Below are 26,092 nucleotides of genomic sequence, written 5' to 3'. Positions count from 1 at the left end.
TCCCGGCTAGGCCGTTACCTTCGCCGAATGGCACAGGTCGGAACCCTCGATTTCAAGGGCTTCATCGAGAGACGGAAGGGCCAGCGCGCGGGCGGCGGGGACGGCGCGGGCAACGCGTATGCCTACGTGTCCGACAAGAACACGCGGCTCGCCTTCGAGAAGATGCGTCCGGTCGAGCTCGCCGTGACCGCCGCGGTCAGGCTGTTCAAGACGGTCGGCAAGAACGAGCTGCTCGGCCACGCCGTCAAGGTCGGCCCCGCGCAGTTCCCGCGCGTCCACAACCTCGCGGTCCACTGCGCCGAGACGCTCGGGATCGCGACCCCGACGATCTACATCGTCAACAGCCCCACCCTCAACGCGGCCACCTACGGGACGAACGACGACTCGTTCATCATGGTGCACTCGGCGCTGGTCGATCATTTCACCGACGACGAGCTGCTCAGCGTCATCGGCCATGAGTGCGGCCACATCCACAACAGCCACGTGGTCTACCTGACCGCCATGCACTACCTGACGCGGATGGCGTCGGTCTTCGTGAAGTGGATCGTCGGCCCGGCGATGCTCGCGCTCTCCGGCTGGTCGCGCCGGGCCGAGGTCACCTGCGACCGCGCCGGCCTGCTCTGCGCGAAGAGCCTCGACGTCTCGACGCGCGCGCTCACCAAGCTCGCGCTCGGCTCGACCAAGCTGTACGAGGAGCTCAACCTCGAGGCGTTCATCGCCCAGCACGAGGAGGGCAAGGGCGGCGTCGGCAGGTTCGCCGAGTTCACGGCCAGCCACCCGTGGCTGCCGAAGCGCGTCCTCGCGCTCCGGGCCTTCGCCGAGAGCGAGCTCTACAAGCGCCACGCCGGGCTCGGCGCCGGCGGCCTCTCGATGGAGGAGGTCGACGAGAAGGTGCACGAAGTCATCAAGATCTGGGGCTGAGGGGCTCCCGCTCCTGGAAAGGCGCAAGGCCGAGGTAGACGCACATGCTCGAATCCTTCCACAGCCGCAAAGACGACGTGACCGGGGCGCTCAGGGATCTCGTGACGTTCGCCGAGGCCCTCGGCGCCAAGAGCGTCGCGACGCGCATCACGAACGATCTCGTGAAGAAGCTCGACGCCGATCGCTTCCACCTCGTCGTGGTCGGCGAGTTCAACCACGGCAAGACGACGTTCGTGAACGCGCTGCTCGGCGCCTCGATCCTCCCCGTCGGCGTGACGCCCACGACGGCGGTGATCCACCACCTCGAGTACGCGGCCGATCCGCGCGCCGAGGTGGTCTACGCGTCGGGCGAGCGCACCGGCCTGCCGTTCGAGGACGTGCGGGCCTTCACCGTCGGCGGAGAGCGCTCGTCAAGCGCCGGCGAGGTGAAGTTCCTCGAGGTGGGGTACCCGGCCGAGCTCCTGCGCGAGCGTGTGGTCCTCGTCGACACCCCCGGGGTGAACGACCTCTCGCTCCAGCGGGCGGACATCACCTACAGCTACATCCCGCGGTCGGACGCCGTGCTGTTCCTCATCGACGCAGGCCAGCCGCTCAAGGAGAGCGAGCGGGTCTTCCTCCAGGAGAAGCTGCTCGGGCAGTCGCGCGACAAGATCCTGTTCGTCGTGACGAAGCGCGACATCTGGAGCCAGGACGAGGAGGTCGAAGCGCTCGCCTACATCCGGAGCGAGCTCGGGAAGCTCGTTAAATCGCCCGTGGTCTTCCCGATCTCGAGCGAGAGGGCGCTGGAGGGTGATCGGCCCGGCAGCGGGATGCCGGAGCTGCTCGATCACCTGACCCGGTTCCTCGCCGAGGAGCGCGGGCGCATCCTGCTCGACAACGCGCTCGGCGAGGGCCTCGAGTCCGCGCGCCTGCTCGGCAAGGGCGTGGACGCGCGGCGGCGGGCGACCGCGATGTCGCGCGACGAGCTCAGCCGCCGCATCGAGATGATCGAGAAGGATCTGGCCGGCCAGTCGCGCACCATCGAGGAGCGGCGCGCCGGCATCCGCGAGGAGGTGAGCGCCATCCGGGCCTGGGTGCACCGTGACCTCGATCGCTTCGTCGACGACGTGCTCCGGCAGCTCCCGGCGATCATCGACGAGGCCCACACGGACGAGATCAAGGTCTACCTCGGGGCGTTCCTGGAGCGCACGTTCGCCGAGTGGGCGCAGGCCGAGACGAAGGAGATCGCCACGGCGCTCGAGGCGCTCGCCGAGAAGACGATCGCGCTCGTGCGCGAGGACGCGCACGACGTGGCGAAGCGGGTCAGCGAGGCGCTCGGCGGCGACGTGAAGCCGCCGAACGTCGAGGTCGACACGTTCGGCTACGATGTCGGCGTCTTCGCGCTCTTCACCATCGGCCTCGGCGTGATGTTCACGAACGCCCTGCTCGGCGGGATCCTGGCGCTCGCGGCGCCTGTCCTGGCCGTGTACGTGAAGGACAAGGTCGAGGCCGAGACCCGCAAGAAGGCGAAGGAGATGGCGCCGATCGCGCTGCGCGAGGCCGCCACCCGGATCGGGCCGAAGCTCGACGAGATGATCCAGGAGTTCGCGAGCCGGCTCGACGCGTGGGTGGTCACGGCCGGCCAGGAGCTGCACCGGGAGGTCATCGAGGTCCTCAAGGCGGCGCGCGAGGAGCGGGTCCAGGCCGAGCCGAGCAGCGAGAGCCAGCTCAAGGCGTGCGACGCCCAGGCCGAGGCGCTCCAGACGCTGACGTCGCGCCTGGAGGGGCTGCGGAGCGCGCTCTGGACCGTCGAAAACGGCGAGAGCAGGCCGATCCCTCCGCCCGTGTCCAGCGTGCCCAACGCGCCGGGCGGCTCGGCCTGAGCGGGGCGCACGCCTCCTGACAAGGGAGGAGGTCCGGCTCAGCCCGGCCTCCTCCGCCCTGCGCCGTGGCCATATCCAATCGTCGGGCGCTCATGCGAGAATGCGGCCGTGCAGCTCGACTTCGCAGCCCGTGAAGTGACGATCAAGCTCGTCTATTACGGCCCGGCGCTCAGCGGCAAGACGACGAACCTCGTCTCGCTGCACGGCCTCGCCGGGTCAGACGCTCGCGGACGGCTGATGACGCTCGAGACGCAGGACGATCGCACGCTGTTCTTCGATCTCCTGCCGCTCACCTTCCGCGCGAAGGACGGCGACGTCTCGCTCCGCATCAAGCTGTTCACCGTGCCCGGCCAGCCGATGCACGCCGCCACGCGGAGGCTCGTGCTCCAGGGCGCGGACGGGGTCGCGCTGATCGCCGACTCGCAGATCTCCGAGACGCAGCGCAACGCCGAGGCGTTCTTCGACCTCCGCCAGAACCTGCGAGAGAACGGCCTCGATCTCGCGAGGATGCCGCTCGTCATCCAGTTCAACAAGCGCGACCTGCCCGACATCCGGAGCGACGAGGAGCTGGCGCGGCTCGCCGCGCGGGGCAAGGAGCCGGTGTACAAGGCCGTCGCGACCCGCGGCGTGGGCACGGTGGAGACGCTCATGGGCCTGCTCCACCTCACGTGGGAGACGCTCGATCAGACGCATCAGCTCTCGAAGCGGCTGTCGATCAGCGGCGAGGAGCTCCTGAACAGCGCGGCGCGCCAGCTCGGGGTGACGAGCTCGGTGAACGACCTCCTGGCGAGACGAATGGGCGGCAGCCTCGAGAAGAGCTCCCGGATCGTTCCATGAGGCCCGACGCCCACAAGGGGACGCCGGCGGACTTCGGCCTCGACGACGAGGATCTCCTCAGCATGCCGGGCTCCGCGCCGATACCGTCGGCGCGCGTCGCGGACGGGCCCAGCTCCTCGAAGCGCGACGGCGCGTCCAGCGCGCCTGAGCCCTCGACGCTGCCTCCCCCCGCGGCGGCGCCGGTGGTCGACCTGGTCGGCATCGGCCCCCTCTCGCTCGAGGATCTCGTGGATCGCCAGGCCCTCGGGGAGATGGCGGCGTCCTTTCACAAGCTGTTCGGCCTGCCGATCCGGATCCAATCGATCAACGGCGCGACGCTCGCGGAGTCGGGCGCGCTCGCGCCGCTCCCGCCGCTCGGCGGCCTGACCGGCGAGCAGGAAGGCCGGCGGGCGAGCGTGGCGCCGTCGGATTGGACGGCAAGACAAGGCGCGTCGGCCGGCAGCGAGGTCGCGGATCCCTGCTTCGAGGGCGCGCTCTACCAGGTGTTCCCGATCGAGTACGACGGGCGTGCGATCGGCCGGTCGATCCTGGGCCCCTACCTCCCCGACGGCCTCGACCAGCCCTCTGCCGCGCAGATCGAGGCGGCGTCCCAGCTCGAGCTCGCGCCTGCGGCGGAGGAGCGGCTGCGGATGCCCCGGCTCCGGCCGGAGCGGCTCGGCGCGATCGCGGATCACCTCCGCTCGGTCCTCGATCTGATCCTGTTCAGCGGGCACAAATCGCTCCTCACCTCGACGATGCACGTCGCGTCGATCCGCGAGAGCTTCCGTGAGCTGTCGCAGAAGAACGCGGAGCTGGAGCAGGCGTACGAGCGGCTGAAGGAGCTCGACCGGCTCAAGTCGAACTTCCTGGCCACGGTGTCGCACGAGCTCCGGACCCCGCTCACGTCGATCATGGGGTACAGCGAGATGCTCGCCGAGGGCATCGGCGGGCCTCTGACCGATGAGCAGCGCGAGTTCATCGATACGATCCGGTCGAAGAGCGAGCAGCTGCTCGGGCTCATCATGAGCCTCCTGGATCTCTCGAAGCTGGAGAGCGGCACGTTGATCGTGCATCGCACCGAGGTGGCCGTCGGCCCGGTGCTCGTCGAGGCGGCGTCGACCATCGCGCCAGCTGCCTCGAAGAAGGGCGTCGAGCTCCGGATCCATGCCGAGGACGATCTCCCGCCGGTGCTGGGGGACGGCGACCGGCTGCGCCAGGTGTTCATCAACCTCGTCGAGAACGCGGTGAAGTTCACCGAGGCGGGGGGCGAGGTGCAGCTCGTCGCGCGCGCCGTGAGCGAGGACATGGACGACCTCCCCGGGCTGGTGCTCGTCGCGCCTCTCCAGCAGGCGGTCGAGATCCGCGTCGTGGACACGGGCATCGGCATCCCTGCGGCCGAGCGGCTGAAGGTATTCGACCCGTTCTACCAGATCGATCAGAGCTCGACGCGGGAGCACGGCGGCACGGGGCTTGGTCTCTCGATCGTCAAGCGCCTGGTCGAGGCGCACAGCGGCACGGTGCGCATCGAGCCGAACGAGCCGCGCGGCACCGTGTTCGTGGTCAAGCTGCCCACGGTTGCCGGCTCGCCGGCGAACAGCGTCCTGCCGCCCATCTTCCAATGAGCGGGCGCTCCGAGTGGAAGCGCATCGACATGCTGCGCGCCGTGCTCGGGGCCGCGGCGGGCGATCACGTTCTGTGCGGCATCGGCGACGACGCCGCCATCCTCGCGCCCGTGGCCTCGCGGGGCGGCGTCCTCCCGGCCGCCCCGGAGCCGCTCGTCTGGACGGTCGACAGCGCCGTCGAGGGCGTCCATTTCCGGCGCGATCTGCTGGGCTTCGAGGATCTCGGCTACCGCGCGACGATGGCCGCGGCGAGCGATCTCGCGGCGATGGGGGCGCGCCCTGTCGGCTTGCTGGCCGCGCTGGTGCTTCCTCCGAGCGTGAGCGACGACGAGCTCGGCGCGCTGGCGAGGGGTCAGCGCGCCGCGTGCGACGAGATCGGCACGGCCGTCATCGGCGGGAATCTCTCGCGGGGCGGCGAGATCTCGATCACCACGACGGCGCTCGGCGTCGCGGCTCTGCCGCTCCGGCGCGACGGCGCGCGACCGGGCGACGCGCTCGCGCTGACCGGTCCGGTCGGCCTCGCCGCGGCCGGTTTTGCGCTGCTCGATCGCGGCATCGCGCCGGCCAGCGCCGCCGCCGAGCAGGCGATCCACGCGTTCCGCCGCCCGGTGGCGCGCATCGACGCGGGCCTCCGCGCGGCGGCGTGCGCCCGCGCGGCGATCGACGTCTCCGACGGCCTCGTCGCGGACGTGGCGCACCTCGCGCGCGCGAGCGGCGTGCGCGCGCTGCTCGATCCCGCGGCGCTCGTGAGCGCCGACCTCCGCGACGCCGCCGCGCAGCTCGGCCTAGGCGCGCTGGATCTGGCGCTCTACGGCGGCGAGGACTACGCCGTCGTGGTCGCGGGCCCCGACGTCGGGGAGCTCGCCGGTTTCGTGGAGATCGGCCGTTGCGTGCCGCGCGAGGAGGGCGCGAGCGACGTGGCGTTGCTCGGCCCGGGTGGGCAGCTCACGAGCCTCATGGCGCGGGGGTACGACCACTTCGCCTGAGCGGCCAGCGCGGCGACCTCGCTCAGTTGCACTCGGCGGGCGGTGTGGTTCCGGCGAGGCTCGCTCGGATCTGGGTCAGCGCCTTGGCGCGCGGGGTTTTCCCGCTCTTCACGAGCTTCTCGATCCCGGCGCAGAGGTGCGATGCCGTCGCCGCCTTCGACTTGGCTTCCGGCGACTTGCCCGACTTGGTGGCGACCGCGTGGAGCGCTGTGCAGCACGCCTGGATGGAGGCGCCTCCCCCCCGTGACGTCGCCGTCCCCGTCGCCCCCTCGGCCGTCGCCGCCCCTGCATCGGCTGTCGCCGCAGGCTCGGCGGAAGCCGCCGCCGCGGGCTCCTGCCCCGCCGCGGGCTCCTGCGTCGCCGCCGCCGTCGGTGTCGCAGCGGGCGTCGGTGTCGCCGTCGGCACCGGATCGGCCGCCACGGGCGCGACCGTCGGCGTGGGCGCGGGGATCGTCTCCGGCTCTGCTTCTTCTTTCCGGCAGGAGCTCGACAGGATGCTGCAGACAAGAACGGCGAAGGCGATGGACGAACGCGACCGGATCATGCCCGTCTTCTACAGAGCTTCTCCGAGCGCATCCATACGGCTCCCCGAGTACAAGCCCGTACGGTCCCCCCCGCCGCGCTCCCGCGCCCGCCTCCCCCCAACCGCTCCGCGATCACCCCCCTTCCCCCCCGAGTCGGCGGGGGTGGGGGTGATGAGGGAGGGGCCGGCGGGGGAGGGCCCCACGAATCCGAGCGCCGGCCCGCATCGCAGCGAACCCTCTCAGACCCGTCTCCCCCGTTCACGAGGCAACAGCCACGAAAAGGCGCGAGTTCGTGGGAGGGCCCCCCGCCGGCCCCTCCCTCGTCACCCCCACCCCCGCCCGTCGCAGCTCAGCTGCATCCCATGCTGTTGCCGCAGTTGAGGCACTTGTAGCAGGCCCCGTTCCTCACCGTGATGTGCCCGCAGCCGTCGCAGACCGGCGCGTCGCCCATCATGTCCTCGAGCTGCGCGTCGAGCGCGCTCGCCGCCCGTCCCCCGCCCTCGACCAGCGCCGCCGCGGCCGACGCCGTTTGCGAGAACGACGCCGCGCCGCTCTCCTGCGCCCGCGATTCGACAGGGTCCTCCATGGCCGAGCTGACCGGCTGGACGTGGGCGAGATCGTAGCGGTTCAGGTACTCGACCCCGAGCACGCGGAAGAGGTAGTCCACGATCGACGTCGACATCTTCACGTAGTCGTGCCCCTCGACGATGCCCTGCGGCTCGAAGCGGGTGAAGGTGTACTGCTCGACGAAGGTCTCGAGCGGCACGCCGTACTGGAGCCCGATCGACACCGCCATCGCGAAGCAGTTCATGATCGAGCGGAACGCGGCGCCCTCCTTGTGGAGGTCGATGAAGATCTCGCCGAGCGTCCCGTCGTCGTACTCGCCGGTTCGGACGTAGATCTTGTGCCCGCCGACGCGCGCCTCCTGCGTGAAGCCCTTGCGCTTCCTGGGCAGGCGGAACCGCTCGGGCGCCGCCGCCGAGGGCGAGCGCGGGCGCGCCAGCGCGGTCGCTGCCTGGACGATGGGCGCGGGGACCTCGGCCTTGTCGGCCTTGCCCTTGCTCTCCTTGCTGTCGCTCGAGCTCGAGGTCGACGAGAGCGGCTGCGACGCCTTGCAGCCGTCGCGGTAGAGCGCGACCGCCTTGAGCCCGAGGCGCCACCCCTCCTCGTAGATCCGCTGCACCTCCTCGACCGTCGCGTCGTTCGGCAGGTTCACTGTCTTCGAGATGGCGCCCGACAGGAACGGCTGCGCCGCCGCCATCATGCGGACGTGCGCCATCGGCGCGAGGTACCGCCGGCCCTTCTTGCCGCAGCGGTTGGCGCAGTCGAACACCGCGTAGTGCTCCTCGCGCAGGTGCGGCGCCCCCTCCACCGTCATGCGGCCGATGATCGTCTCGTTCGCCTCCTCGATCTCCGCGGCCGAGAAGCCGAGGTGCTGGAGCAGCGAGAAGCCGAAGCGCGCCCGCGACTCCTTGGAGACGCCGAGCCTGTCATAGGCCTCCTCGCCGAGGATCCAGGGGCCGAAGGCGAGATCCAGATCGAAGACGCCGGGGATCGCGGCCTCGACCTTCGCGAGGTCGTCGCTCGTGAGCCCCCGCGCCTTGAGCGACGCCCGGTTCACGTGCGGCGCCGCCAGGAGCGTGTTCGTGCCGGAGACGTAGGCGACGATCTCCTGCACCTCGGCCTCGGGGTAGCCGAGCCGCCGGAGCGCCTCGGGCACGGACTGGTTCACGATCTTGAAGTAGCCGCCGCCGGCGAGCTTCTTGAACTTCACGAGCGAGAAGTCGGGCTCGATGCCCGTCGTGTCGCAGTCCATCAGGAGGCCGATGGTGCCGGTCGGGGCGAGCACCGTCGCCTGGGCGTTGCGGTAGCCGTGCTCCTGCCCGATCCGGACCGCCTCGTCCCAGTCGGCGCACGCGGCCCGCCAGAGCGACTCCGGGCAGCGGTCGCGGTCGATCGCGTAGGCGGCGTCCCGGTGCATGCCCATCACCCGGAGCATCGGCTCGCGGTTCCTGGCGAAGCCGGCGAACGGCCCCTTCGCGGCGGCCATCTCCGCCGAGACCCGGTAGGCGTGGCCGCAGAGGATCGCGGTGAGCGCGCCCGCGACCGAGCGCCCCTGATCGGAGTCGTACGGGATGCCCTGCAGCATGAGCAGGGTGCCGAGGTTGGCGTAACCGAGCCCGAGCGGGCGGTAGTCGTGCGAGTTCTTCGCGATGCCGCGGGTCGGGTACGCCGAGAAGTCGACGAGGATCTCCTGCGCGACGAAGAACACCCGGACCGCGTGGCGGTAGCCCTCGATGTCGAACGAGCCGTCCTGGCGGAGGAACTTGGTGAGGTTCAGGCTCGCCAGGTTGCAGGCCGAGTCGTCGAGGAACATGTACTCCGAGCACGGGTTCGAGGCGTTGATGCGCGCCGTGTTCGGGCAGGTGTGCCAGCGGTTGATGGTCGTGTCGTACTGCACGCCCGGATCGGCGCAGCCCCACGCCGCCTCGGCGATCTGGCGCCAGAGATCCTTGGCGCTCAGCGTGTCGACGACCTCGCCGGTCGTCCGGGAGCGCGTCTCCCACGCCGCGCCCGTCGCCGCCGCGCGCATGAACTCGTCGCTCACGCGCACGGAGTTGTTCGAGTTCTGCCCGCTCACCGTGTGGTACGCCTCGCCGTTGAAGTCGGAGGGGTACCCCGCGCCGATGAGCGCCATCGCCTTCTTCTCCTCGCGGACCTTCCACTGGATGAAGTCGACGATCTCCGGGTGGTCCATGTCGAGGCAGACCATCTTCGCGGCGCGCCGCGTCGTGCCGCCGCTCTTGGTCGCGCCGGCGGCGCGGTCGAACACCTCGAGGAAGCTCATGAGCCCCGAGCTCGTCCCGCCGCCCGAGAGCTTCTCCTGCTTCCCGCGGATCGCGCTGAAGTTCGTCCCCGTCCCGGACCCGTACTTGAACAGCCGGGCCTCGCTCTTCACGAGGTCGTAGATGCTCATCAGGTCGTCCTGGACCGCCTGGATGAAGCACGCGGAGCACTGCGGCCGCTCGTAGGCGTTCCGGGTCTCGACGATGTCGTCGACCGCGCCCGCCCCGTTCGTTCGAGGCGCCGACGCCTTCCCGTTGGCGCTCCCGTTCCCCGCGTCGGCCGAGGCCTCGTTCCAGGCGTAGTTGCCGCCCGACCCCTCGATACCGTACCGGTGATAGAGCCCGCAGTTGAACCAGACGGGCGAGTTGAACGCGCCGTACTGATGGACGAGCAGGTAGGCGAGCTCCGCCTCGAAGGTGTCCGCGTCCTTCGCCGACGCGAAGTAGCCACCGAAGTGCTCACCCGCCTCGCGGATGGTGCGCGCCAGCCGGTGGACGACCTGGCGGACGCTGGTCTCGCCTAGCTCCTTCTTGCCGTGGATCCCCGCCTTGCGGAAGTACTTGGAGACGACGATGTCGGTCGCTAGTTGCGACCAGCCGGCGGGGATCTCGGCCCCTTCCATCTTGAAGACGACCGAGCCGTCGGGGTTGGTGATGACGCTCGATCGGCGCTCCCAGGTGACCTCGTCGAGCGGATCCGCGGCCCGGTGCGTGAACCGCCGGTCGAACCCGAGCCCGCGGGGGCGCGAGGCCCCTTTCTTCGCGCCCTTCTTCGAGGCTGCGCCGTCGACCTGCGCCTTGGCGGCCCCCCCGGTCACCGGACGAGCCCCCCCCTCTTCCTTCGTCCGTGCCGTCATCTTGCCGTTCCCGGCGGGGAGCTTACCGCCGTCACCCACAACTGCCGACTGGGCCATTTCCAAGTCCTCCTGTGAACCACCGCACCTGGCGGTGACCCGGGTCCTACCGAAAGCACAAAGAGTTCCCTGGAGAACGACGAGGCCTCATCGCCTCGATCTCCACAGGTCTCGTCGCTTCTCCCCTACTACCTGCTCAAACGTTCCGTCTTCAGACCAGTGAGCATAGTTTCAGGTGCCATGCCTGAAAGGCGTGCGCCGACATGCGGGAGCGCCTGACCGCTTGCTATCCAAACTCGCGAACGGTCCGTGCGTCAAGGAGAACCGCTACATGTTGGGATCTCCCTCCGAACAGGGCCCACATATAGGGCCTCTCTGTCCGGTACGGGATTCCTAGCGATCCGTGATCAGTTCTGAACAGGTGCTACCCACCGCGCGCACAGATTACGCACAGCTTCTCCCGCGAGAAAATCCGCCTCTTCCCGGGAATGCGCCTAACCAACCACCGGCTCCTCCATCGAGCCAGGCGTGGCATGGGCGCGCGCCGGGCGCGCTGGGGCCCCGCCGGCCGTCGCCGTCTAGTCGAGATCGTCGGCCTCAGCGCAGTACGCGAGCACCCGCTCCCCCTCGCAGTGGATGGCGAGCGCCACCTCCTGGGCGATCCCGCGGAGCCCGACGAGCTCGAGCAGCGTGGGCACCGGCGCCGGCAGCAGCGGTGGAGGTGGGATGTACCGCGACGCGCGCACGATGGCCGGCTCGATGGCGGCCGCCTTGGGCCCGATCATCTGGCGCAGCTCGTGGAGCGCCCGCTCGAACCCGCCGAGCATGTCGACGAGGCCGCGCGCCTGCGCGTCGGCGCCGCTGTAGACGCGCCCCTGCGCGAGCGGCTCGATCTCCTCGACCGGGCGGCGGCGGCCGCGGGCGACGACGCGGAGGAACGCCGCATAGATCGCGTCGAGCTCGCGCTCCACGACCGCCCGCTCCCCCGCGTCGAGCTTGCGCGACGGCGAGAACAGATCGGCCCGCGCGCCGCGCTTCACGACGTCGGTCGAGATGCCGAGGCGCTCGAGCAGCGGACCGAGCGCGAAGCGCGCCGAGACCACGCCGATGCTCCCCGTGATCGTCTGCGGCTGCGCGACGATCGCGTGCGCGGCCGCCGCCACGTAGTAGCCGCCGCTCGCCGCCACGTTCGACAGGCACGCGACGACGGGCTTCACCTCGGCGAGGCGGGTGACCTCGTGGTGGATCCTGTCGGAAGCGAGCGCGGAGCCGCCCGGCGAGTCGACGTGGAGGATGACCCCCTGGACGCGCGGGTTCTGCCGCGCCGCGCGCAGGCTCGCGACGAGCCGCTCCTCGCTGGCCAGCGAGGCGCCCCGGAAGCGGGCGCGGCTGACGATCGCGCCGTGCACCTCGATGACGCCGAGGACGGGCCGAGGCCACACCGGCGTCATCGAGAGGGCGCGCCGCGCGCCCAGGTAGCGACCCGCCGACACGAGGCGCTTCTTCGAATGCCGCGCGGCATCAAGAGCTCCTGCGCCTCCTCCACCCGATGCGCGGTCCGCGTTCTCCGCGCCGATCTCGGCGCGGCGCGGCGCCGCTGTCGCGCAGGGGAGCGACCCCGCCGCGAGCATGTGCTCGAGCTCGTCCTCGTACGCGACCGCGTCGACGATGCCTCGCGCGACGGCCTGCACCGCGCCGAAGGGCGCCTCGTCGATCCACAGCGCGGCCGTCTCGCGATCGACGCGGCGCCCCTGGGCGAGCGCCGCGGTCAGGTCCCCGAGGCGCCCGTCGAGCAGGGCGCCCACCTGCTCGCGCTGCGCGGCGCTCATCGTGTCCCGCACGAGCACCTCGCCGGCGTTCTTGTACATCCCCTTCGCGAACACCTCGGGCTCGACGCCGACCTGCTCGAGCGCGCGGCGCACGTAGCGGCCCTCCACCGCGAACCCGAGCGGCGACACCATCGTCTCGGGCCCGACGACGATGGCCCGCGCGGCCGAGGCGAGCAGGAGCATCGTGGTGTCGGCGCCCATCGGCAGGTAGGCGACGATGTCCTTGCCCCCGGCCCGGATCTCGAGGAGCGCGTCCCGCAGCGAGGCCGCCACCGCCGGCCCCGCGTGCACCGACCGCATCCGGAGGAGCAGCCCCGCCGGGCGCGGATCCTTCATCAGGTGCTTGCCAAGCTCGCGGACGCGCTCCACCGAGAGCGGAGCCCTCTTCCTCCGACGCCACGGGAGCGCGAGGCGGACCCGGGGGGGCTGCAGGTCGACCACGCGGCCATCGATTTCGAGGACGACGTACCCGCCCCGGGGTGCAGCAAACGCCCAGCGGAGCGCGCTGACGGGGAGCAGCAGCAGGCGGAGGAGATTGACGAGCAGGGCAGCGATCACCGGAAGCTCCTCGGAATCAGGGGATGGGCGACGGAAAGGCGGCTCGGCGTCCGCCGGCGGTCACGATGGGGTGGGGGGAGACGGGGGTGGGGGGAAACAGGGTGTGCAGGAACCGGTCCGCGCGGCACGAGATCCGCTGGTGAGGTCGGCGCCGCCTGGCCCCGGCGGTGGAACTGGAAAGAGAGAGCGTGACGCAAGGGGCCACCCTGTGGCTACACTGTCGCTCCAAGTTTCGAAGGGGACGGCGAGCCGATGTGGGTTACGTCTTGAAGCAGTCGTCCTCTCTCTTTCAGACCAGCTCAGCAAGCCGCGGGCCGTAGGCCTCCCGGCGCCCTGGGTGGCAGACCCCCTCCATCGAACGTGCATCCCGAGCAGAGCGCCCCCGCCCCGAGCCAGCTCCCCCCGCCAGCGCCGTCCACCCTGCGGCTCGTGCCCCTCGGAGGGCTCGGCGAGGTGGGGATGAACTGCCTCGCGCTCCAGCAGGCCGATGGGCTGCTGCTCATCGACTGCGGGGTGACGTTCCCGAGCACGGACCTCGGCGTCGACGTGTATCACCCGCGCTTCGATCACGTGCTCGCGCTCCGTGATCAGGTGCGCGGCATCGTGCTGACGCACGGCCACGAGGATCACATCGGCGGGCTGCCGTTCCTCCTGCGTCACCTCGACGTCCCGGTCTGGGGCCCGCCGCACGCGCTGGAGCTCGTGCGCTACCGGCTCGCGGAGCACGCGCTCGAGGACAAGGTGCGCCTGCTGCCCACGCAGGTCGGGCGCGAGGTCGCGATCGGCGGCTTCGTCGTGGAGCCGCTCCGGGTGACGCACTCGATCGTCGACGCGACGGCGCTCGCGATCCACACGGCCGCGGGGCTCGTCGTCCATACCGGGGACTTCAAGCTGGACCCGACGCCGCTCGACGGCGAGCCGACCGACGAGGCCCGCTTCCGCGCGCTCGGCGACGCCGGCGTCCGGCTGCTCCTGTCCGACAGCACCAACGTGGACTCGCCCGGCGAGGCGGGGAGCGAGCGCGCCGTCGCCCACGCGCTGGCGGAGCTCGTCGAGACCGCGCCGGCGCGCGTCGTTGTCGGCGTCTTCGCCTCGAACGTCCAGCGCCTCCTCGCCCTCGGTCAGGCCGCGGTCCGCGCGCGCCGCAAGATCTGCCTGCTCGGCCGCAGCGTGCAGACGCACGTGCGGGCCGCGCAGACCGTGGGGAGGCTCCCGTGGCCGAGCGACCTGCTCGTCCCGCCCGAGGTCGCCTCCTCGATGCCGCGCGAGCGGCTCCTCGTCATCGCGAGCGGCACGCAGGCCGAGCGGGCCTCCACGCTGACGCGGTTCGCCTCGGGAACGCACCCGCTCCTGCGCCTCGAAGAGGGGGATCGGGTCGTGCTCTCGAGCCGCGTCATCCCGGGCAACGACCGCCCGGTCGTCGATATGATGGCCGGGCTGCTCCGCCTCGGCGTCGAGCTCGTGACGTGGTCGACGGATCGGCGCGTCCACGCGAGCGGGCACGCGCACCGGACGGAGCAGGCGCGCATGATCGACCTCACCCAGCCGCGCAGCTTCCTCCCCGTGCACGGCGCGCTGCACCACCTGACGCGGCACGCGGAGCTCGCGCGGGAGCGCGGCGTGTCCGAGGTGCTCGTCGCCGAGAACGGCCACGTCGTCGAGATCGGCAAGACGCAGCCGCTCGGCCGGAGCGGCCGGGCCGTCACCGGCCGGGTGGCGACGGCGGGCGGCGAGGAGCTCGGAGAGGAGGTCCTCCGGGAGCGAGCGAACCTCGGTCGCTCCGGGGTGGCCTTCGTGTCGCTGGTCGTCGATGTGCACGGCGCCCTCGCGGCGCCGCCGCAGGTCCTCGCCCGCGGGGTCACCGGGGAGCTCGAGGGCGGCGCGCTGAGGGCCGCGGCGCGCGCGGTCGCGCAGGCGGTGAACGACTGCGAGCCGCGCGCGCGGCGCCGCGACAACGACATCATCGAGATCGCCCGGCTCGCGGCGCGCCGGACGCTCGAGGCGAAGCTCGGGAGGCGCCCGCTGGTGACGGTGGCGCTCACGCGCCTGTGACACCGCTCGAGGGGAGCCCCCCGCCCTCGGGCGGCGATGGCGCCGGAGCCAGCGACGGCGGCGGCGCGAGGCTCTCCGCGCGAGATTTCCTGGGTCCGGTGCTGCTCTCCCACATCGAGCGCGTCCGCGCCGATGCGCGGCGCGTCGTCGCCGCGAGCGAGCAGGGCGAGAGCGCGGAGCCGGACGCGGAGGCTGTGCACGACTTCCGGGTCTCGCTTCGCCGGCTCCGGACGCTGCTCAAGCCGGCGCGACGCATCTACGGCAGGAGGCGGCTCCGCCCCGTGGCCGAAGGGCTCCGCGAGTTCGCGCGTGCGACCGGCGCGCTGCGCGACGAGGAGGTGCTGCGCGAGACGCTCACCGCGCTCGATCTGGACGAGGCGGCCCGGGCAGCGGTCGCAGGATGGGTCGCGCAGCGCGCGCGCCGCGAGCGCGAGGCGAGGGCCCACATCGTCGAGCTGCTCCGGCAGGATCGCCCGGACGACGCGGGCGCGACGCAGGTCGACGCGCCGGCCGCGGGTGACGCGGGCGCGACGCAGGCCGACACGCCGGCCGCGGGCGAAACGGGCGCGACGCAGGTCGACGCGCCGGCCGCGGGCGAGCGGCTCCGGCTGGAGCCTCACCTCGCGCGCCTCGAGCGGCGCATCTCGCGCCGGAAAGCGAGGAAGCGCGGCGCCGAGGCGCTCGCGAGGCGAGCGATCGGTGATGCCCTGGACGACGTGAGCGCGCTCGCCTCGAGCGACCCGGGCGACGGCGCGGCCATGCACGCGCTCCGGATCCGCTTCAAACGGCTGCGCTACTCCGCGGAGACGTTCTCGCCGCTCTTCGGAGAGCGCGCCGAGCGCACCGCGAAATCCGCGTCACGGATGCAGCGCCGCCTCGGCCAGCTGCACGACGCCGACGAGGCGCTCGCGCAGATGAGGAGAGCGGAGGAGCTTGCGCCCGACGCGCGCGCCGCCGTCATCGAGGCGCTCGTCGCAGAGCGGGCGCGGCTCGCTCACAAGGCGACCGAGGAGCTCGCGCGGGAGCTCGAGACGCTCACATCGCTCTGGTCGGGCGATCCCCGCGCGCTCCCGAGCGGATGACGCAGCGCACGGGGCGCGGTGCAGCAAGGAGCGCCGCAGCAGGCGCGCTTCGGGCGGGCGAACGGTCACCGGGATTGCAGGCTGCGGAGCTCGCCGTGCGGGCAGGCGCTTCGTGATACCGTCGGTCGGGCTCCTTCGAACCGAGGCGAAGCCCGCCGATCCCGGAGGTCGTGTTGCGCCGCTCTGCGTTCCAAAGCGTCACCGCGCTCGTCGCTCTCCTCGCGGCGAGCGCCTGCACCCAGGACTTCGACCAGTTCGAGCCCGAGCTCTTCCCGGGACCGTCCGGGAGCGGCTCCGGCGGGGCCAGCAGCTCCGGCGGAGCTGGAGGAGGCCAGACGTCGGCTGGGAGCACCACGAGCAGCGGCGGCGCCGACGGCGGCGAGCAGTGCACCAACGGCGATGATGACGACGGCGATGGCGCCGTCGACTGCGCCGACGACGACTGCGGAGGGTTCGCCTGCGTCGCCGTGCCCGAGGACTGGCAAGGGCCCGGCCTCCTGTACCAGGGCCCCGAGGCCGCGGACGTCGCCTGCCCCGAGGGCTTCTCCGAGCGGGTGGACGTGGGCGGCCGCGATCCCCTCGACACGCCCGCGACCTGCAGCCCGTGCGCGTGCGGCGCGCCGACCGTGGAGTGCGAGACGCCCGCGGTCACGGTGTACGAGGACGGCGCGTGTGACGGGGGGAGCGTGACGGTGCCGGTGCAGGCGGAGAACTGCATCAACCTCGGCGACTTCCAGCCCAGCAGCTACAGCGGCGAAGCGCCGAACGTGGATTCGGCGGCGTGCGCCGCGTCGGGTGGCGAGGCGATGTTGCCGCGGCCGCGCTTCGGTATCGAGGGGCTCGTGTGCGCCCCCGGGTCGGACGCCGGCGGATGCGAGGCCGGCGAGGCCTGCGCCCCGCGAGAGATCGATGCGCCGTTCGAGCAGGGCGTCTGCATCTGGCGCGACGGGGAGCGGCGCTGCCCCGAGGGGTTCGGCGAGCAACACGTGTTCGCGAGCTCGATGGTCGACAACCGCGGCTGCACGCGGTGCACGTGCGACGCGGGCGGCGTGCGCTGCGCGGCGACGCTGACGCTCTTCGAGCAGAGCCGCTGCCGGGGGCCCGGTGAGACCGTGCCGTTCAACGGGGCCTGCGTCGACGACCCGCCCCCCGCCTCGGTGTCGATCGAGGTGACCGGAAGCGGCAGCTGCCAGCCGCGCGGCGGCGCCCCCACAGGCGAGGTCGAGGAGGGCGACGACAGGATCACCGTCTGCTGCGCCCGCTGAACGAGCGAAGCACCGCGCTGGCCGCGCGGCGCTGAACGGCGCCGCGCGGCGCGCAGCGCGCCTACTGCCGGAAGATCTCGACGCGCTCGAGGACGACGTCCTGGTTGGGCCGATCGCGCGTGGTCGCCACGTTGGCGATGCGGTTCACGATGTCCTGCCCGCTCACGACCTTGCCGAACACCGTGTGGCGGTTGTCGAGGTGCGGCGTCGGCCCGTCGGTGATGAACCACTGCGCGCCGTTCGTGTTCTTGCCGGCGTTGGCCATGGAGAGCACGCCGGCGCCCTCGTGCCTCAGCGAGGGGTTGAACTCGTCGGCGAACTTGTACCCGGGGCCGCCCGTGCCCCAGAGCTGCGCCTTGTCCGGGTAGCGCGAGAGCGGGTCACCGCACTGGATCATGAACCCCGAGATCACGCGGTGAAAGCGGACGCCGTCGTAACAGGGAGTCCCCTGCATCCCCTGGCCGGTCTTCGGATCGGTCCAGTTGATGGCGCCCGTGGCGAGGCCGACGAAGTTCTTGACCGTGTTGGGGGCGCCCTCCTCCTCGAGCCGGACCGTGATGTCACCGAGCGAGGTCTTGAGCCGAGCGTGAAGCTTGCCGGTGCCGGGCACGTTGATCGGGGGGAATTCCATCAGGCCTTCTCCTTTTCTTGGCCGCCGAGGCGGCGCCGTCAGTTCTTGGCCGCCGAGGCGGCGGCGTCAGCCGAGGGAGGTGAGCCGCGGGCCCCCCTTCCTGCGTCCTGCTGCGGCGGTCTTATCTCATCTGGCGCCACGAACGAGCGGTGAAATGACCTCACGCACGCTCGAAGAGCGTCGCGATGCCCTGGCCGACGCCGATGCACAGCGAGGCGACCCCGACCTTGGCGCCGCGCGCGCGCATCGCATGCACGAGGGTGCACGCGATGCGCGCGCCCGAGCAGCCGATCGGGTGCCCGAGCGCGATCGCTCCGCCGCGGACGTTGACGCGCGCCGGGTCGAGCTCGAGCGCGCGCGAGCACGCGAGCGCCTGCGCCGCGAACGCCTCGTTGAGCTCGAAGAGGTCCACGTTGGGGACGCGCAGCCCGGTCCGCTGGAGGAGCTTCTTCACGGCCGGGATCGGCCCCTCCCCCATGAGGTTGGGATCCACCCCGGCGGTCGCCGTCGCGATCACCCGCGCGCGCGGCGTCGCGCCGGCGGCCTGCACGGCGTCGCCGGAGGCGAGCAGGAGGGCCGCGGCGCCGTCGTTGAGGGGCGACGAGTTGCCCGCCGTGACGGTCCCGCCCTCGCGGAAGGCGGGCTTGAGCTTCGAGAGCGCCTCGAGCGAGGCGTCGGCGCGCACGCCCTCGTCGCGCTCGAACAGGACGGGATCGCCCTTCTTCTGGGGGACGAGCACGGGGACCACCTCGGCGGCGAAGCCCCCCGACTCCCAGGCGAGCGTGGCGCGCTCGTGGGAGAGGAGCGCGAACCGATCCTGGTCGTCGCGGCTGATGCCGTGCTTCTTGGCCACGTTCTCGGCCGTCTCCCCCATCGACTGGAGCTCGAACCGCGCGGCCATCCGCGCGTTCGGATAGCGCCAGCCGAGGGTCGTATCGTAGACGGTCGGCGCGCTCCGATCGAAGCGCTCGGCCTGCTTGGGCATCGTGAACGGCGCGCGCGTCATGCTCTCGACGCCCCCCGCGATCGCGCAGTCGGTCTCCCCGGTGGCGATCATCCGCGCGGCGTCGGCCACCGCCTCGAGCCCCGAGCCGCAGAGGCGATTCACCGTGACGCCCGGGACCTCGTAAGGGAGGCCGGCGAGCAGCGCGGCCATGCGCGCGACGTTGCGGTTGTCCTCTCCGGCCTGGTTCGTCGCGCCGAGGACGACGTGATCGAGGCGCGGCGCAAGCGAAGGATTGCGACGCACGAGCGCGTCGAGGACGTGCGCCGCGAGGTCGTCGGGGCGGACCGTCGCCAGGGCGCCGGCGTAACGGGCGATCGGGGTCCGGACAGCGTCGACGACGAAGACAGGGCGCAGGGCAGCAGCCATGACGAGAGCGTAGCGTCGCCTGGTCAGCGCGCAGCGGGAGATCGCGCGCGCCCTGGAATCTCCGCTCGGTTCGACGGCGCCGCGCCGGCGTCGATGTCGCGTGTGCCCGCCCGGTCACGCCAGGGGTGAGCCCAGCGACCGATCGAAAGGCCGGGGCGGACGCCGATCGATCGGCCGGATCCGTCCTGCACAGGGTGAAGAGGCGGCGCGCTGCGGCTCAGTAGCTATCGCTGGATCCGCCCCCGCCGGAGCGACCGCCGCCGCCGCCACCGAACCCGGATCCACCGCCGCCGCTGCGGCCGCCGCCGCCGCCTCGGAAGAGGAGCGCCTGGAGGACGAGCCACAGGAACCAGCGGAAGGAGGGCGAAATCAGCGCGAGCACGAGCGCCGCCACGATGGCGACGACCGTCACGCCGACCTTGATCGGCGAGACCGGAGCGGGCGCCGGCCGGGCGTCGGGCGCCGGGCGCCGTTCCTCCTCGGGTGTCCCGGCGATGAGCGCCCTGGCGATCTCTGCCGTTCCCTGGTCGATGGCGTCGCGGAATCGATCCTGCCTGAGCAGCGGGTTGATGGTCTGCCGGATGATGTCGTTCGACTGGAGATCCGTGAGCGCTCCCCCCACGCCCTTGCCCGTCTCGATCCGGACGCGCCGCTCGTTCGGGGCGATCACGAGGAGAACGCCGTTGTCGGCCCCGCGCTGGCCGAGCTGCCAGGTGTTGAAGGCCTCGTAGGCGACGTCCTCGATCGTCTCGCCTTCGAGGGATCCGGCCACGAAGGCGACGATCTCGAACCCTGTCTCGCGGCGGATGCGATCGAGCTTCGCGTCGAGAGCGCGGATGTCGGGCGGCTCGAGCCGCCCAGCGGTGTCGACGACGTGCCCCGTGAGCGCCGGCGGCGTGAAGTCGGCCAGGGCCGGCCGCGCGACGAGCGCGCAGACCAGCGCGAACGCGGCCGCGACGGCCCTGGCCACGGCCCGCAGCCGCGCCCCGCTCGTGCCGACCCGTCGCATCGCCGCGCGCCTCATCAGAACGAGACCTTCGGCGCCGACTGGACCTCGGGAGAGGCGGTGAAATAGACGCGCGGCTTGAACGGCTGGCCCGTCGCCTTGTTCACCACCTGACCCCGGATCTTCAGGAGCTCCGCGTTGTACTCGCGCGCCGCCTGGTTGTACTCCTGGCGCGCTCGGAGGATCCGGTTCTCGATCCCCTCCAGCTGGACCTGGAGGCTGTGGAAGCCCTGGTTCGCCTTGAGATCAGGGTATTGCTCCTGCACCACGAGGAGCCGCGAGAGCGAGCCGCTGAGCTGCTCCTGCGCCTTCTGGAAGGCCTGCACCTTCTCCGGATCCGTCAGATCGTCGGCCTTGAGCTGGACGCTGGTCGCGCGGGCGCGCGCCTCGGCGACGCTCGCCAGCGTCTGCTCTTCGTGCTTGGCCGACCCCTTCACGACCGCCACCAGGTTCGGCACCAGGTCGTAGCGCCGCTGGAGATCCGCCTCGAGATCGGACCATTTCTGGGCCGCGATCTGATCTTTCTCGACCAGCACGTCGTAGCGCTGGCAGCCGACGACGGACGTCATGACGGCGAGCACCGCCAGGAACAAGAAGGCCACCGCGAGGCGCTTCCGAAATGTCGATTTGTGAACAATCCGCATGACTGGCTCCAGGGTCGCTTGCATTACCCGTCGGGGTTGCGTCGCGAGGCGCCTTGCAAAACCCGGCCCCATGGCGCTCGCGGCGAGCTGGCGTGCTGCGGCGCGCCCGCGACGTGATACCCTTTCCCTGTCGTGCCTCGGCCGGCGCGCTCCGTGCACCGCGCAGGAGAGCCCCACGGAGGCCACACGCGTGGCACGCCGCCACAGTCGCCCATGACGATGAGCCACCGCCCGCGCATCGCAGCCCATTCGCTCAGCCCCGCAGCTTATGCGCCGTATGGCGACATCCTCATGGCCTCGCCGCACGGCGAGCCCGGCAGGCCTGCCAACCAGGGGACGGCGCGGCGCTTCGATCACCTCGCCGCGATCGAGAACCTCCGCCCCGGGCACGCCTCGCTGAACGTCTCGGTGTTCCGCTGCGCCCCGCGCTCGAGCTTCCCGCTCCCGATCGCCCTGCTCGAGAAGCACCCCGGCTCGACCCAGGCGTTCGTGCCGATGAGCGCGCGGCGCTACCTCGTCGTCGTGGCCCTCGGCGGCGACAGGCCCGAGCTCACGACGCTCGGCGCCTTCATCGCCCACGGCGCCCAGGGCATCACGTATCGCCCCGGCGTGTGGCACCACCCCATGATCGCGCTCGACGCCGAGGCCGACTTCGTCTGCCTGTCCTGGGAGGACGGCTCTCCCGGCGACTGCGCCGTTGTCGAGTACGCAGAGAGCGAGCGGATCGCGGTCGCGATCGACCTGCTATAGAGGCGCCCCTCGCCATGCGCCGCTCGACCCCCAATTGCTCGTTCGTCGCGCAGGAGCAGCGAAGGCTGCTCGCCGCGCTCGACTCCCTCGACGTCGCCGACGTCGCCCGCATCCTCGAGGAGTTCGTGACGAACGAGCGCAGGGCCCGGCTGCGCGGCGTCATCGCGGCGCGGCTCGACGCCGTCACCGTGGCCATGGATGCGCCGCACGATCCGCACAACGGGGCCGCCGTGCTCCGCTCCTGCGACGCGTTCGGCTTGCAGCGGCTGCACATCATCGAGCGGGCCGAGCAGTTCCTTGTCTCGAACACGGTCTCGCGCGGCTCCGAGCGCTGGGTCGACGTGCGCACGCACGCGACCACCGAGGCCGCGATCGCCGCGCTCCGCGCCTCGGGGCACGAGCTCGTTGCGACGCACCCGGAGGGCGAGCTCACCCCGCGCGACCTCTCGAGCATCCCCCGCCTCGCGCTGGTGCTCGGCAACGAGCGCGACGGCATCCGCCCCGACCTGGCCGCCGCCTGCGCCCGCGCCGTGCGCGTCCCCATGCGCGGCTTCGCGGAGAGCCTCAACGTGAGCGTCACCGCGGCGATCCTGCTCGAGCACGCGACGAACGGCCGTCCCGGCGACCTGCCGGAGCCCTACCAGATCACGCTCTACGCGCGCGCGCTCGTGCTCACCGTCCCCCACGCGGCGGAGATCCTGGCCGCGCGGGGCATGCACCTGCCCCTGCCCCTCGGAGGAACGCCGCCCCCTCCCCCGATGCCGCGCGGCCCCAAGCCGCGGAAGCCGCCCGCGCCGCCCGTGCTCGAGACGCGCAGCGCCGGCGCCCCGCGGGAGCCTGAAGGCGGATAACATGCAGCCCCCCACGCGAAGCCCCGGTCCCCCGCGGCGCGAGCCGCGCGCCCGCCGCGCCGAACCGCGCCAGCCGGCGTCTCACGGCCTCCGCGCGCGCCTCGCCGGCGCGGCGATCGACGTCGCGCGCGCCGCCGCCCTCGCCCTGCTCCTCGCCGGCTGCATCGAGGTGCCGCCGCCCCCACCCAGGCCGCCCCTCCAGCCGAAGGACATCAAGGTCTCCGAGGGCGTCGGGCTCGAGATCGCCTGCACACCGACGGGCGTCGAGCTCTGCTTCGACGCCCGCGACAACAACTGCAACGGCGTGATCGACGAGGGCTGCGGGCTCCACACAGGGATCCTCCAGTTCACGATCGCGTGGGAGGAGCCCGAGGCCGACGTCGATCTCAACGTCTATGACCCGGCGGGAGAGCTCGCGCGCGTCGGAGAGCCGACGGCGAGCGGCCTCATGAAGGACCGCGACTGCCCGCGCGTGAGCGGCGAATGCCAGGAGCAGAACGTGGAGAACGTCTTCCTCACCGAGGGCGAGCCGGCGCGGGGCCGCTACCGCGTCGTCGTGCGGCTCGACAAGCTGAACGACGCGACGGCCCCCATCCGCGTCCGCCTGAGCGCGCGGGTCGGCCAGCGCTCGTACAGCATGGCGCTCGATCTGTCCCCCTCCGCCGCGACCGAAGAGAAGAGCGTCGAGTTCACGCTCTGAGCCGCTCGCGCGGTGCGCGCCCGCGCCCGCGCCGCGCGAGGAGCCCCAGCGCGCACCGACGTATCCGCCCTTGCAAGAATAGAAATCCGGCGAAGAAGCCCCGCGCGTTCCCTCGCCGCCGCGCGGTTGACGTCCGGCAGCCGCCCACCTTAAAAGATGTGGCCATTTTACACCTGGAGACGCCCCGCGAATGAATCCCACGTGGATGCTCACATTGCTCGTCGGCCTCTTCGCCGCCTTTGCGTGGAGCGCCAACCGGCGTTGGCAGCTCCTCAAGGTCGGGCGCGGGGAAGACCGGCTCGACCGGATCGCAGAGCGCCTCAAAGGCACCTGGGAGTACGCCTTCCGGCAACGGAAGATGGGTTACTACCCGCTCGCCGGGCTGGCGCATAAGCTCATCTTCTTCGGATTCCTGGTTCTCCTGCTCCGGACGCTGATGCTGTGGGGGCGCGGCATCGACCCGTCGTTCGATCTGTGGATCCTGGGGCACGAGCCGGTGCGGCTTCCGGGCGTCGGCGCGGTGCCGCTCGGCGGAATCTACGAGTTCGTGAAGGACGTCATGGCCACGCTGGTCGTGACCGGCGCGCTCGTGTTCATCTACTACCGGGCGATCAAGCGCGAGCGGCGCATGACCCTGTCCGGCGAGGGGCTCCTCATCCTCGGCATCATCGTCACGATGATGGTGAGCGACATGCTCTATGACGGCGCCGCGCTGGTGCTCCACCACCGCTGGTCCACGGCGGCGTGCGGCCCCGCGGACGGGGCGCTCTGCGAGCGCGTCGCCACCGTGACGGCCCCGTTCGCGGGCGTCCCCGCGGACCCGGCGGCGCTCCGCTGGCACCTGTTCCCGGCCCCGGCGGGCTCGCTGTTCGCCGTCCTCCTGAGCGGCGCCAGCCCGGGGACGCTCGTCGTGCTCGCGCACATCGGGTTCTGGACGCACGTCACGCTGGTGCTCGTGTTCCTGAACCTGCTCCCGCACTCGAAGCACTTCCACATCATCACGTCGATCCCGAACGTCTTCACGCGCAACATCGAGGCGCGCGGCCGGCTGCCGCTCGTCGCGGGCAGCGCCGAGGCGATCGGCGAGATGGTCATGAAGGCGGCCGAGGAGCCGGAGAAGGCCGCCCCTGTCGGCGTCGCGCGCATCGAGGATTTCACCTGGAAGGCGATCCTCGACTTCTACACGTGCACCGAGTGCGGCCGCTGCAGCGACAACTGCCCGGCCCACAAGACGGGCAAGATCCTGAGCCCCAAGCAGCTCACCCTGGACCTGCGCGATCACCTGTACGGCCGAGAGGGGGAGTTCATCAACAGGCCGGGCGGCCCGCGGGGCGACGGCCACGCGGCCCAGGCGAACGGGCAGGCCTCCGACGGGGCGGCGCAGGACGGCCAGGCGGCGGAGGCGGCGGAGGCGGCGGAGACGCAGGAGCACGCGGAGCAGGCGGCCCCGGAGAACCCGGTCCCGGTCCCCGAGGTCGCGTACAAGCCGGTCGACCTCGTGGCGAACGTCGTCCATCCGGACGTGCTCTGGGCCTGCACGACGTGCCGGGCCTGCGAGGAGCAGTGCCCGGTGATGATCAGCTACGTCGACAAGATCGTCTCCATGCGCCGCCACCTGGTCCTCGTGAAGGGCGAGTTCCCGGCGGAGCTCGGGAATCCGTTCAACGCGATGGAGGTCAACGGCAACCCCTGGAACCTCGCGCGCATCGACCGCGGCAACTGGGCCGAGGGGCTCGAGATCCCGACCATGGCCGAGAAGCCGCAGGCCCCGGTGCTCTACTGGGTCGGCTGCGCGGCGAGCTACGACGACCGCGCGAAGAAGATCGCCCGCGCGACCGCCAGGCTCCTGAAGGCCGCCGGCGTCGATTTCGCCATCCTCGGCCAGGAGGAGACCTGCACCGGCGATCCGGCGCGCCGCGCGGGCAACGAGTACCTCTTCGCGATGCTCGCCGAGCAGAACGCGGCGACCCTGAACGGCTACAAGGAGCAGGGCGGCGTCCGGAAGATCGTCACGACCTGCCCCCACTGCTTCAACACGCTCGCGAACGAGTACCCCGACTTCGGCGCGAAGTTCGAGGTCGTGCACCACACCGACTTCCTGCTCGGCCTGGTCGCCGAGAAGAAGCTCGTCCCCAGCAAGCCGGTCGAGGGGAAGGTGGTCTTCCACGACTCCTGCTACCTGGGCCGCTACAACGACGTGTACGAGCAGCCGCGCGACATCCTGAAGCGCATCCCCGGGCTGCAGCTCGTCGAGGCCGAGGGGTGGAACCGGCAGAAGGGGCTCTGCTGCGGCGCCGGCGGCGCGCAGATGTGGATGGAGGAGCAGAACAAGGACCGCGTGAACGTCAAGCGGACACTGCAGCTGCTCCAGACGGAGGCGAAGACCATCGCGACCGCCTGCCCGTTCTGCCAGACGATGATCACCGACGGCCTCAAGGATCAGTCCAAGGAGGAGTCGATCCGCCAGCTCGACGTCGTCGAGCTGCTCGAAGAGAGCTGCGCTCTCGACCGCTCGGCCGGCAGCCGCTCGGCCGCCGCCCAGGACGTCGCCGAGACGGCCGCGTCCGCCAGCGCCTGATCCCGCCAAATTCCGCTGCTATTGCGCACCAGGGCGGCACGTCATGCAGGCCATGACGCGCCGCTCCAGCGTGTTCGCCTACATGCGCGCCCTGGAGCAGGCCTGATGGTGTTCAGGCACAGCCTTCTCGTGCGTCCCGTCTCGGCCTGAGCTAGATTCGGCCCTGCCGCCGGAGGTGGATGTGATTGAAGGCGCTCTGAAGGGGACCGCGAACCTGGACCCCTGCCCTACGCCGGAGGGGACCGCAAATGCGGATTACCGGCTCACAGGGACACTGGCCCATCCGATTTGCGTCTCGGTCGACGCGATCGCCGACCATGCGCTGCGCGCGCGTCAAGCAGCC

Annotated in this window: 19 protein-coding genes; 12 read left to right on the top strand and 7 right to left on the bottom strand. The window is 71.5% G+C overall.

Annotated features, from left to right (window positions below):
* The first annotated feature begins 27 nt into the window (after window positions 1-27).
* The 5 genes from WME97_RS02085 (at window position 28) to thiL (ending at window position 6,207) form a co-directional block, all read left to right on the top strand.
* The gene (locus WME97_RS02085) at window positions 28-921 is read left to right on the top strand and encodes a M48 family metallopeptidase (RefSeq protein ID WP_012233023.1); all 894 of its coding nucleotides are present in this window, start codon (window positions 28-30) and stop codon (window positions 919-921) included.
* Window positions 922-965: 44 nt separating this feature from the next.
* The gene (locus WME97_RS02080; RefSeq protein ID WP_437549076.1) at window positions 966-2,783 is read left to right on the top strand and encodes a dynamin family protein; all 1,818 of its coding nucleotides are present in this window, start codon (window positions 966-968) and stop codon (window positions 2,781-2,783) included.
* A 108-nt stretch (window positions 2,784-2,891) separates the two neighbouring features.
* Entirely contained in the window at window positions 2,892-3,620 is a 729-nt protein-coding gene (locus WME97_RS02075) for a GTP-binding protein (RefSeq protein ID WP_012233021.1), read from the top strand.
* Window positions 3,617-5,221, top strand: a complete 1,605-nt coding sequence (locus tag WME97_RS02070; RefSeq protein WP_437549074.1) for a sensor histidine kinase — start codon at window positions 3,617-3,619, stop codon at window positions 5,219-5,221. The genes WME97_RS02075 and WME97_RS02070 overlap by 4 nt, the downstream gene beginning before the upstream one ends.
* Window positions 5,218-6,207 (top strand): thiamine-phosphate kinase, encoded by a 990-nt coding sequence (gene thiL, locus WME97_RS02065; protein WP_437549072.1) that lies wholly within the window; start codon window positions 5,218-5,220, stop codon window positions 6,205-6,207. Before WME97_RS02070 ends, thiL begins: the two co-directional genes overlap by 4 nt.
* Before the next feature lie 22 nt (window positions 6,208-6,229).
* Here the strand turns inward: thiL and WME97_RS02060 are convergent, their stop codons facing one another.
* The 3 genes from WME97_RS02060 to sppA form a co-directional block, all read right to left on the bottom strand.
* A complete protein-coding gene (locus WME97_RS02060) occupies window positions 6,230-6,751 on the bottom strand; it encodes a hypothetical protein (RefSeq protein ID WP_437549070.1) in 522 nt (173 codons plus the stop codon).
* A 329-nt stretch (window positions 6,752-7,080) separates the two neighbouring features.
* Window positions 7,081-10,491: a vitamin B12-dependent ribonucleotide reductase gene (locus tag WME97_RS02055; protein WP_437549068.1), complete on the bottom strand. Its 3,411-nt coding sequence runs from the start codon at window positions 10,489-10,491 to the stop codon at window positions 7,081-7,083.
* 518 nt (window positions 10,492-11,009) lie between these two features.
* On the bottom strand, window positions 11,010-12,818 hold the full coding sequence (gene sppA, locus WME97_RS02050; protein ID WP_437549066.1) for a signal peptide peptidase SppA: 1,809 nt from the start codon (window positions 12,816-12,818) through the stop codon (window positions 11,010-11,012).
* Window positions 12,819-13,178: 360 nt separating this feature from the next.
* Between sppA and WME97_RS02045 the strand changes: the two genes are divergently transcribed.
* The 3 genes from WME97_RS02045 (at window position 13,179) to WME97_RS02035 (ending at window position 17,217) form a co-directional block, all read left to right on the top strand.
* Entirely contained in the window at window positions 13,179-14,870 is a 1,692-nt protein-coding gene (locus WME97_RS02045) for a ribonuclease J (protein ID WP_437549065.1), read from the top strand.
* The gene (locus WME97_RS02040; RefSeq protein ID WP_437549063.1) at window positions 14,867-15,952 is read left to right on the top strand and encodes a CHAD domain-containing protein; all 1,086 of its coding nucleotides are present in this window, start codon (window positions 14,867-14,869) and stop codon (window positions 15,950-15,952) included. Before WME97_RS02045 ends, WME97_RS02040 begins: the two co-directional genes overlap by 4 nt.
* A gap of 173 nt (window positions 15,953-16,125) precedes the next feature.
* Window positions 16,126-17,217 carry a hypothetical protein gene (locus WME97_RS02035; RefSeq protein WP_437549061.1) on the top strand — a complete coding sequence of 364 codons (1,092 nt, stop codon included), beginning with the start codon at window positions 16,126-16,128 and terminating at the stop codon, window positions 17,215-17,217.
* 61 nt (window positions 17,218-17,278) lie between these two features.
* Here the strand turns inward: WME97_RS02035 and WME97_RS02030 are convergent, their stop codons facing one another.
* The 4 genes from WME97_RS02030 to WME97_RS02015 form a co-directional block, all read right to left on the bottom strand.
* Window positions 17,279-17,848: a peptidylprolyl isomerase gene (locus WME97_RS02030; protein ID WP_437549059.1), complete on the bottom strand. Its 570-nt coding sequence runs from the start codon at window positions 17,846-17,848 to the stop codon at window positions 17,279-17,281.
* Window positions 17,849-18,008: 160 nt separating this feature from the next.
* Window positions 18,009-19,220: a thiolase family protein gene (locus WME97_RS02025; protein ID WP_437549057.1), complete on the bottom strand. Its 1,212-nt coding sequence runs from the start codon at window positions 19,218-19,220 to the stop codon at window positions 18,009-18,011.
* A gap of 217 nt (window positions 19,221-19,437) precedes the next feature.
* Entirely contained in the window at window positions 19,438-20,229 is a 792-nt protein-coding gene (locus tag WME97_RS02020) for a TPM domain-containing protein (protein WP_437549055.1), read from the bottom strand.
* A 14-nt stretch (window positions 20,230-20,243) separates the two neighbouring features.
* Complete coding sequence (locus tag WME97_RS02015; RefSeq protein ID WP_437549053.1) at window positions 20,244-20,870, bottom strand: LemA family protein; 627 nt, start codon at window positions 20,868-20,870, stop codon at window positions 20,244-20,246.
* Between the two features lie 213 nt (window positions 20,871-21,083).
* On the opposite strand from WME97_RS02015, the gene WME97_RS02010 reads away from it, so the two are divergent.
* From WME97_RS02010 to WME97_RS01995, 4 genes are all read left to right on the top strand, one after another.
* Complete coding sequence (locus WME97_RS02010; RefSeq protein ID WP_437549052.1) at window positions 21,084-21,620, top strand: ureidoglycolate lyase; 537 nt, start codon at window positions 21,084-21,086, stop codon at window positions 21,618-21,620.
* Window positions 21,621-21,634: 14 nt separating this feature from the next.
* Entirely contained in the window at window positions 21,635-22,471 is an 837-nt protein-coding gene (locus WME97_RS02005; RefSeq protein ID WP_437549050.1) for a TrmH family RNA methyltransferase, read from the top strand.
* 1 nt (window position 22,472) lies between these two features.
* A complete protein-coding gene (locus WME97_RS02000; RefSeq protein WP_437549048.1) occupies window positions 22,473-23,171 on the top strand; it encodes a hypothetical protein in 699 nt (232 codons plus the stop codon).
* Between the two features lie 190 nt (window positions 23,172-23,361).
* Entirely contained in the window at window positions 23,362-25,749 is a 2,388-nt protein-coding gene (locus tag WME97_RS01995; protein ID WP_437549046.1) for a (Fe-S)-binding protein, read from the top strand.
* Window positions 25,750-26,092: the final 343 nt, after the last annotated feature.

This window comes from Sorangium sp. So ce367 (genome assembly GCF_051520455.1).
GTDB lineage: Bacteria > Myxococcota_A > Polyangia > Polyangiales > Polyangiaceae > Sorangium > Sorangium cellulosum_B.
The sequence above is the reverse complement of the archived record's forward strand: the minus strand, read 5'-3'. Positions and strand labels throughout refer to the sequence as shown.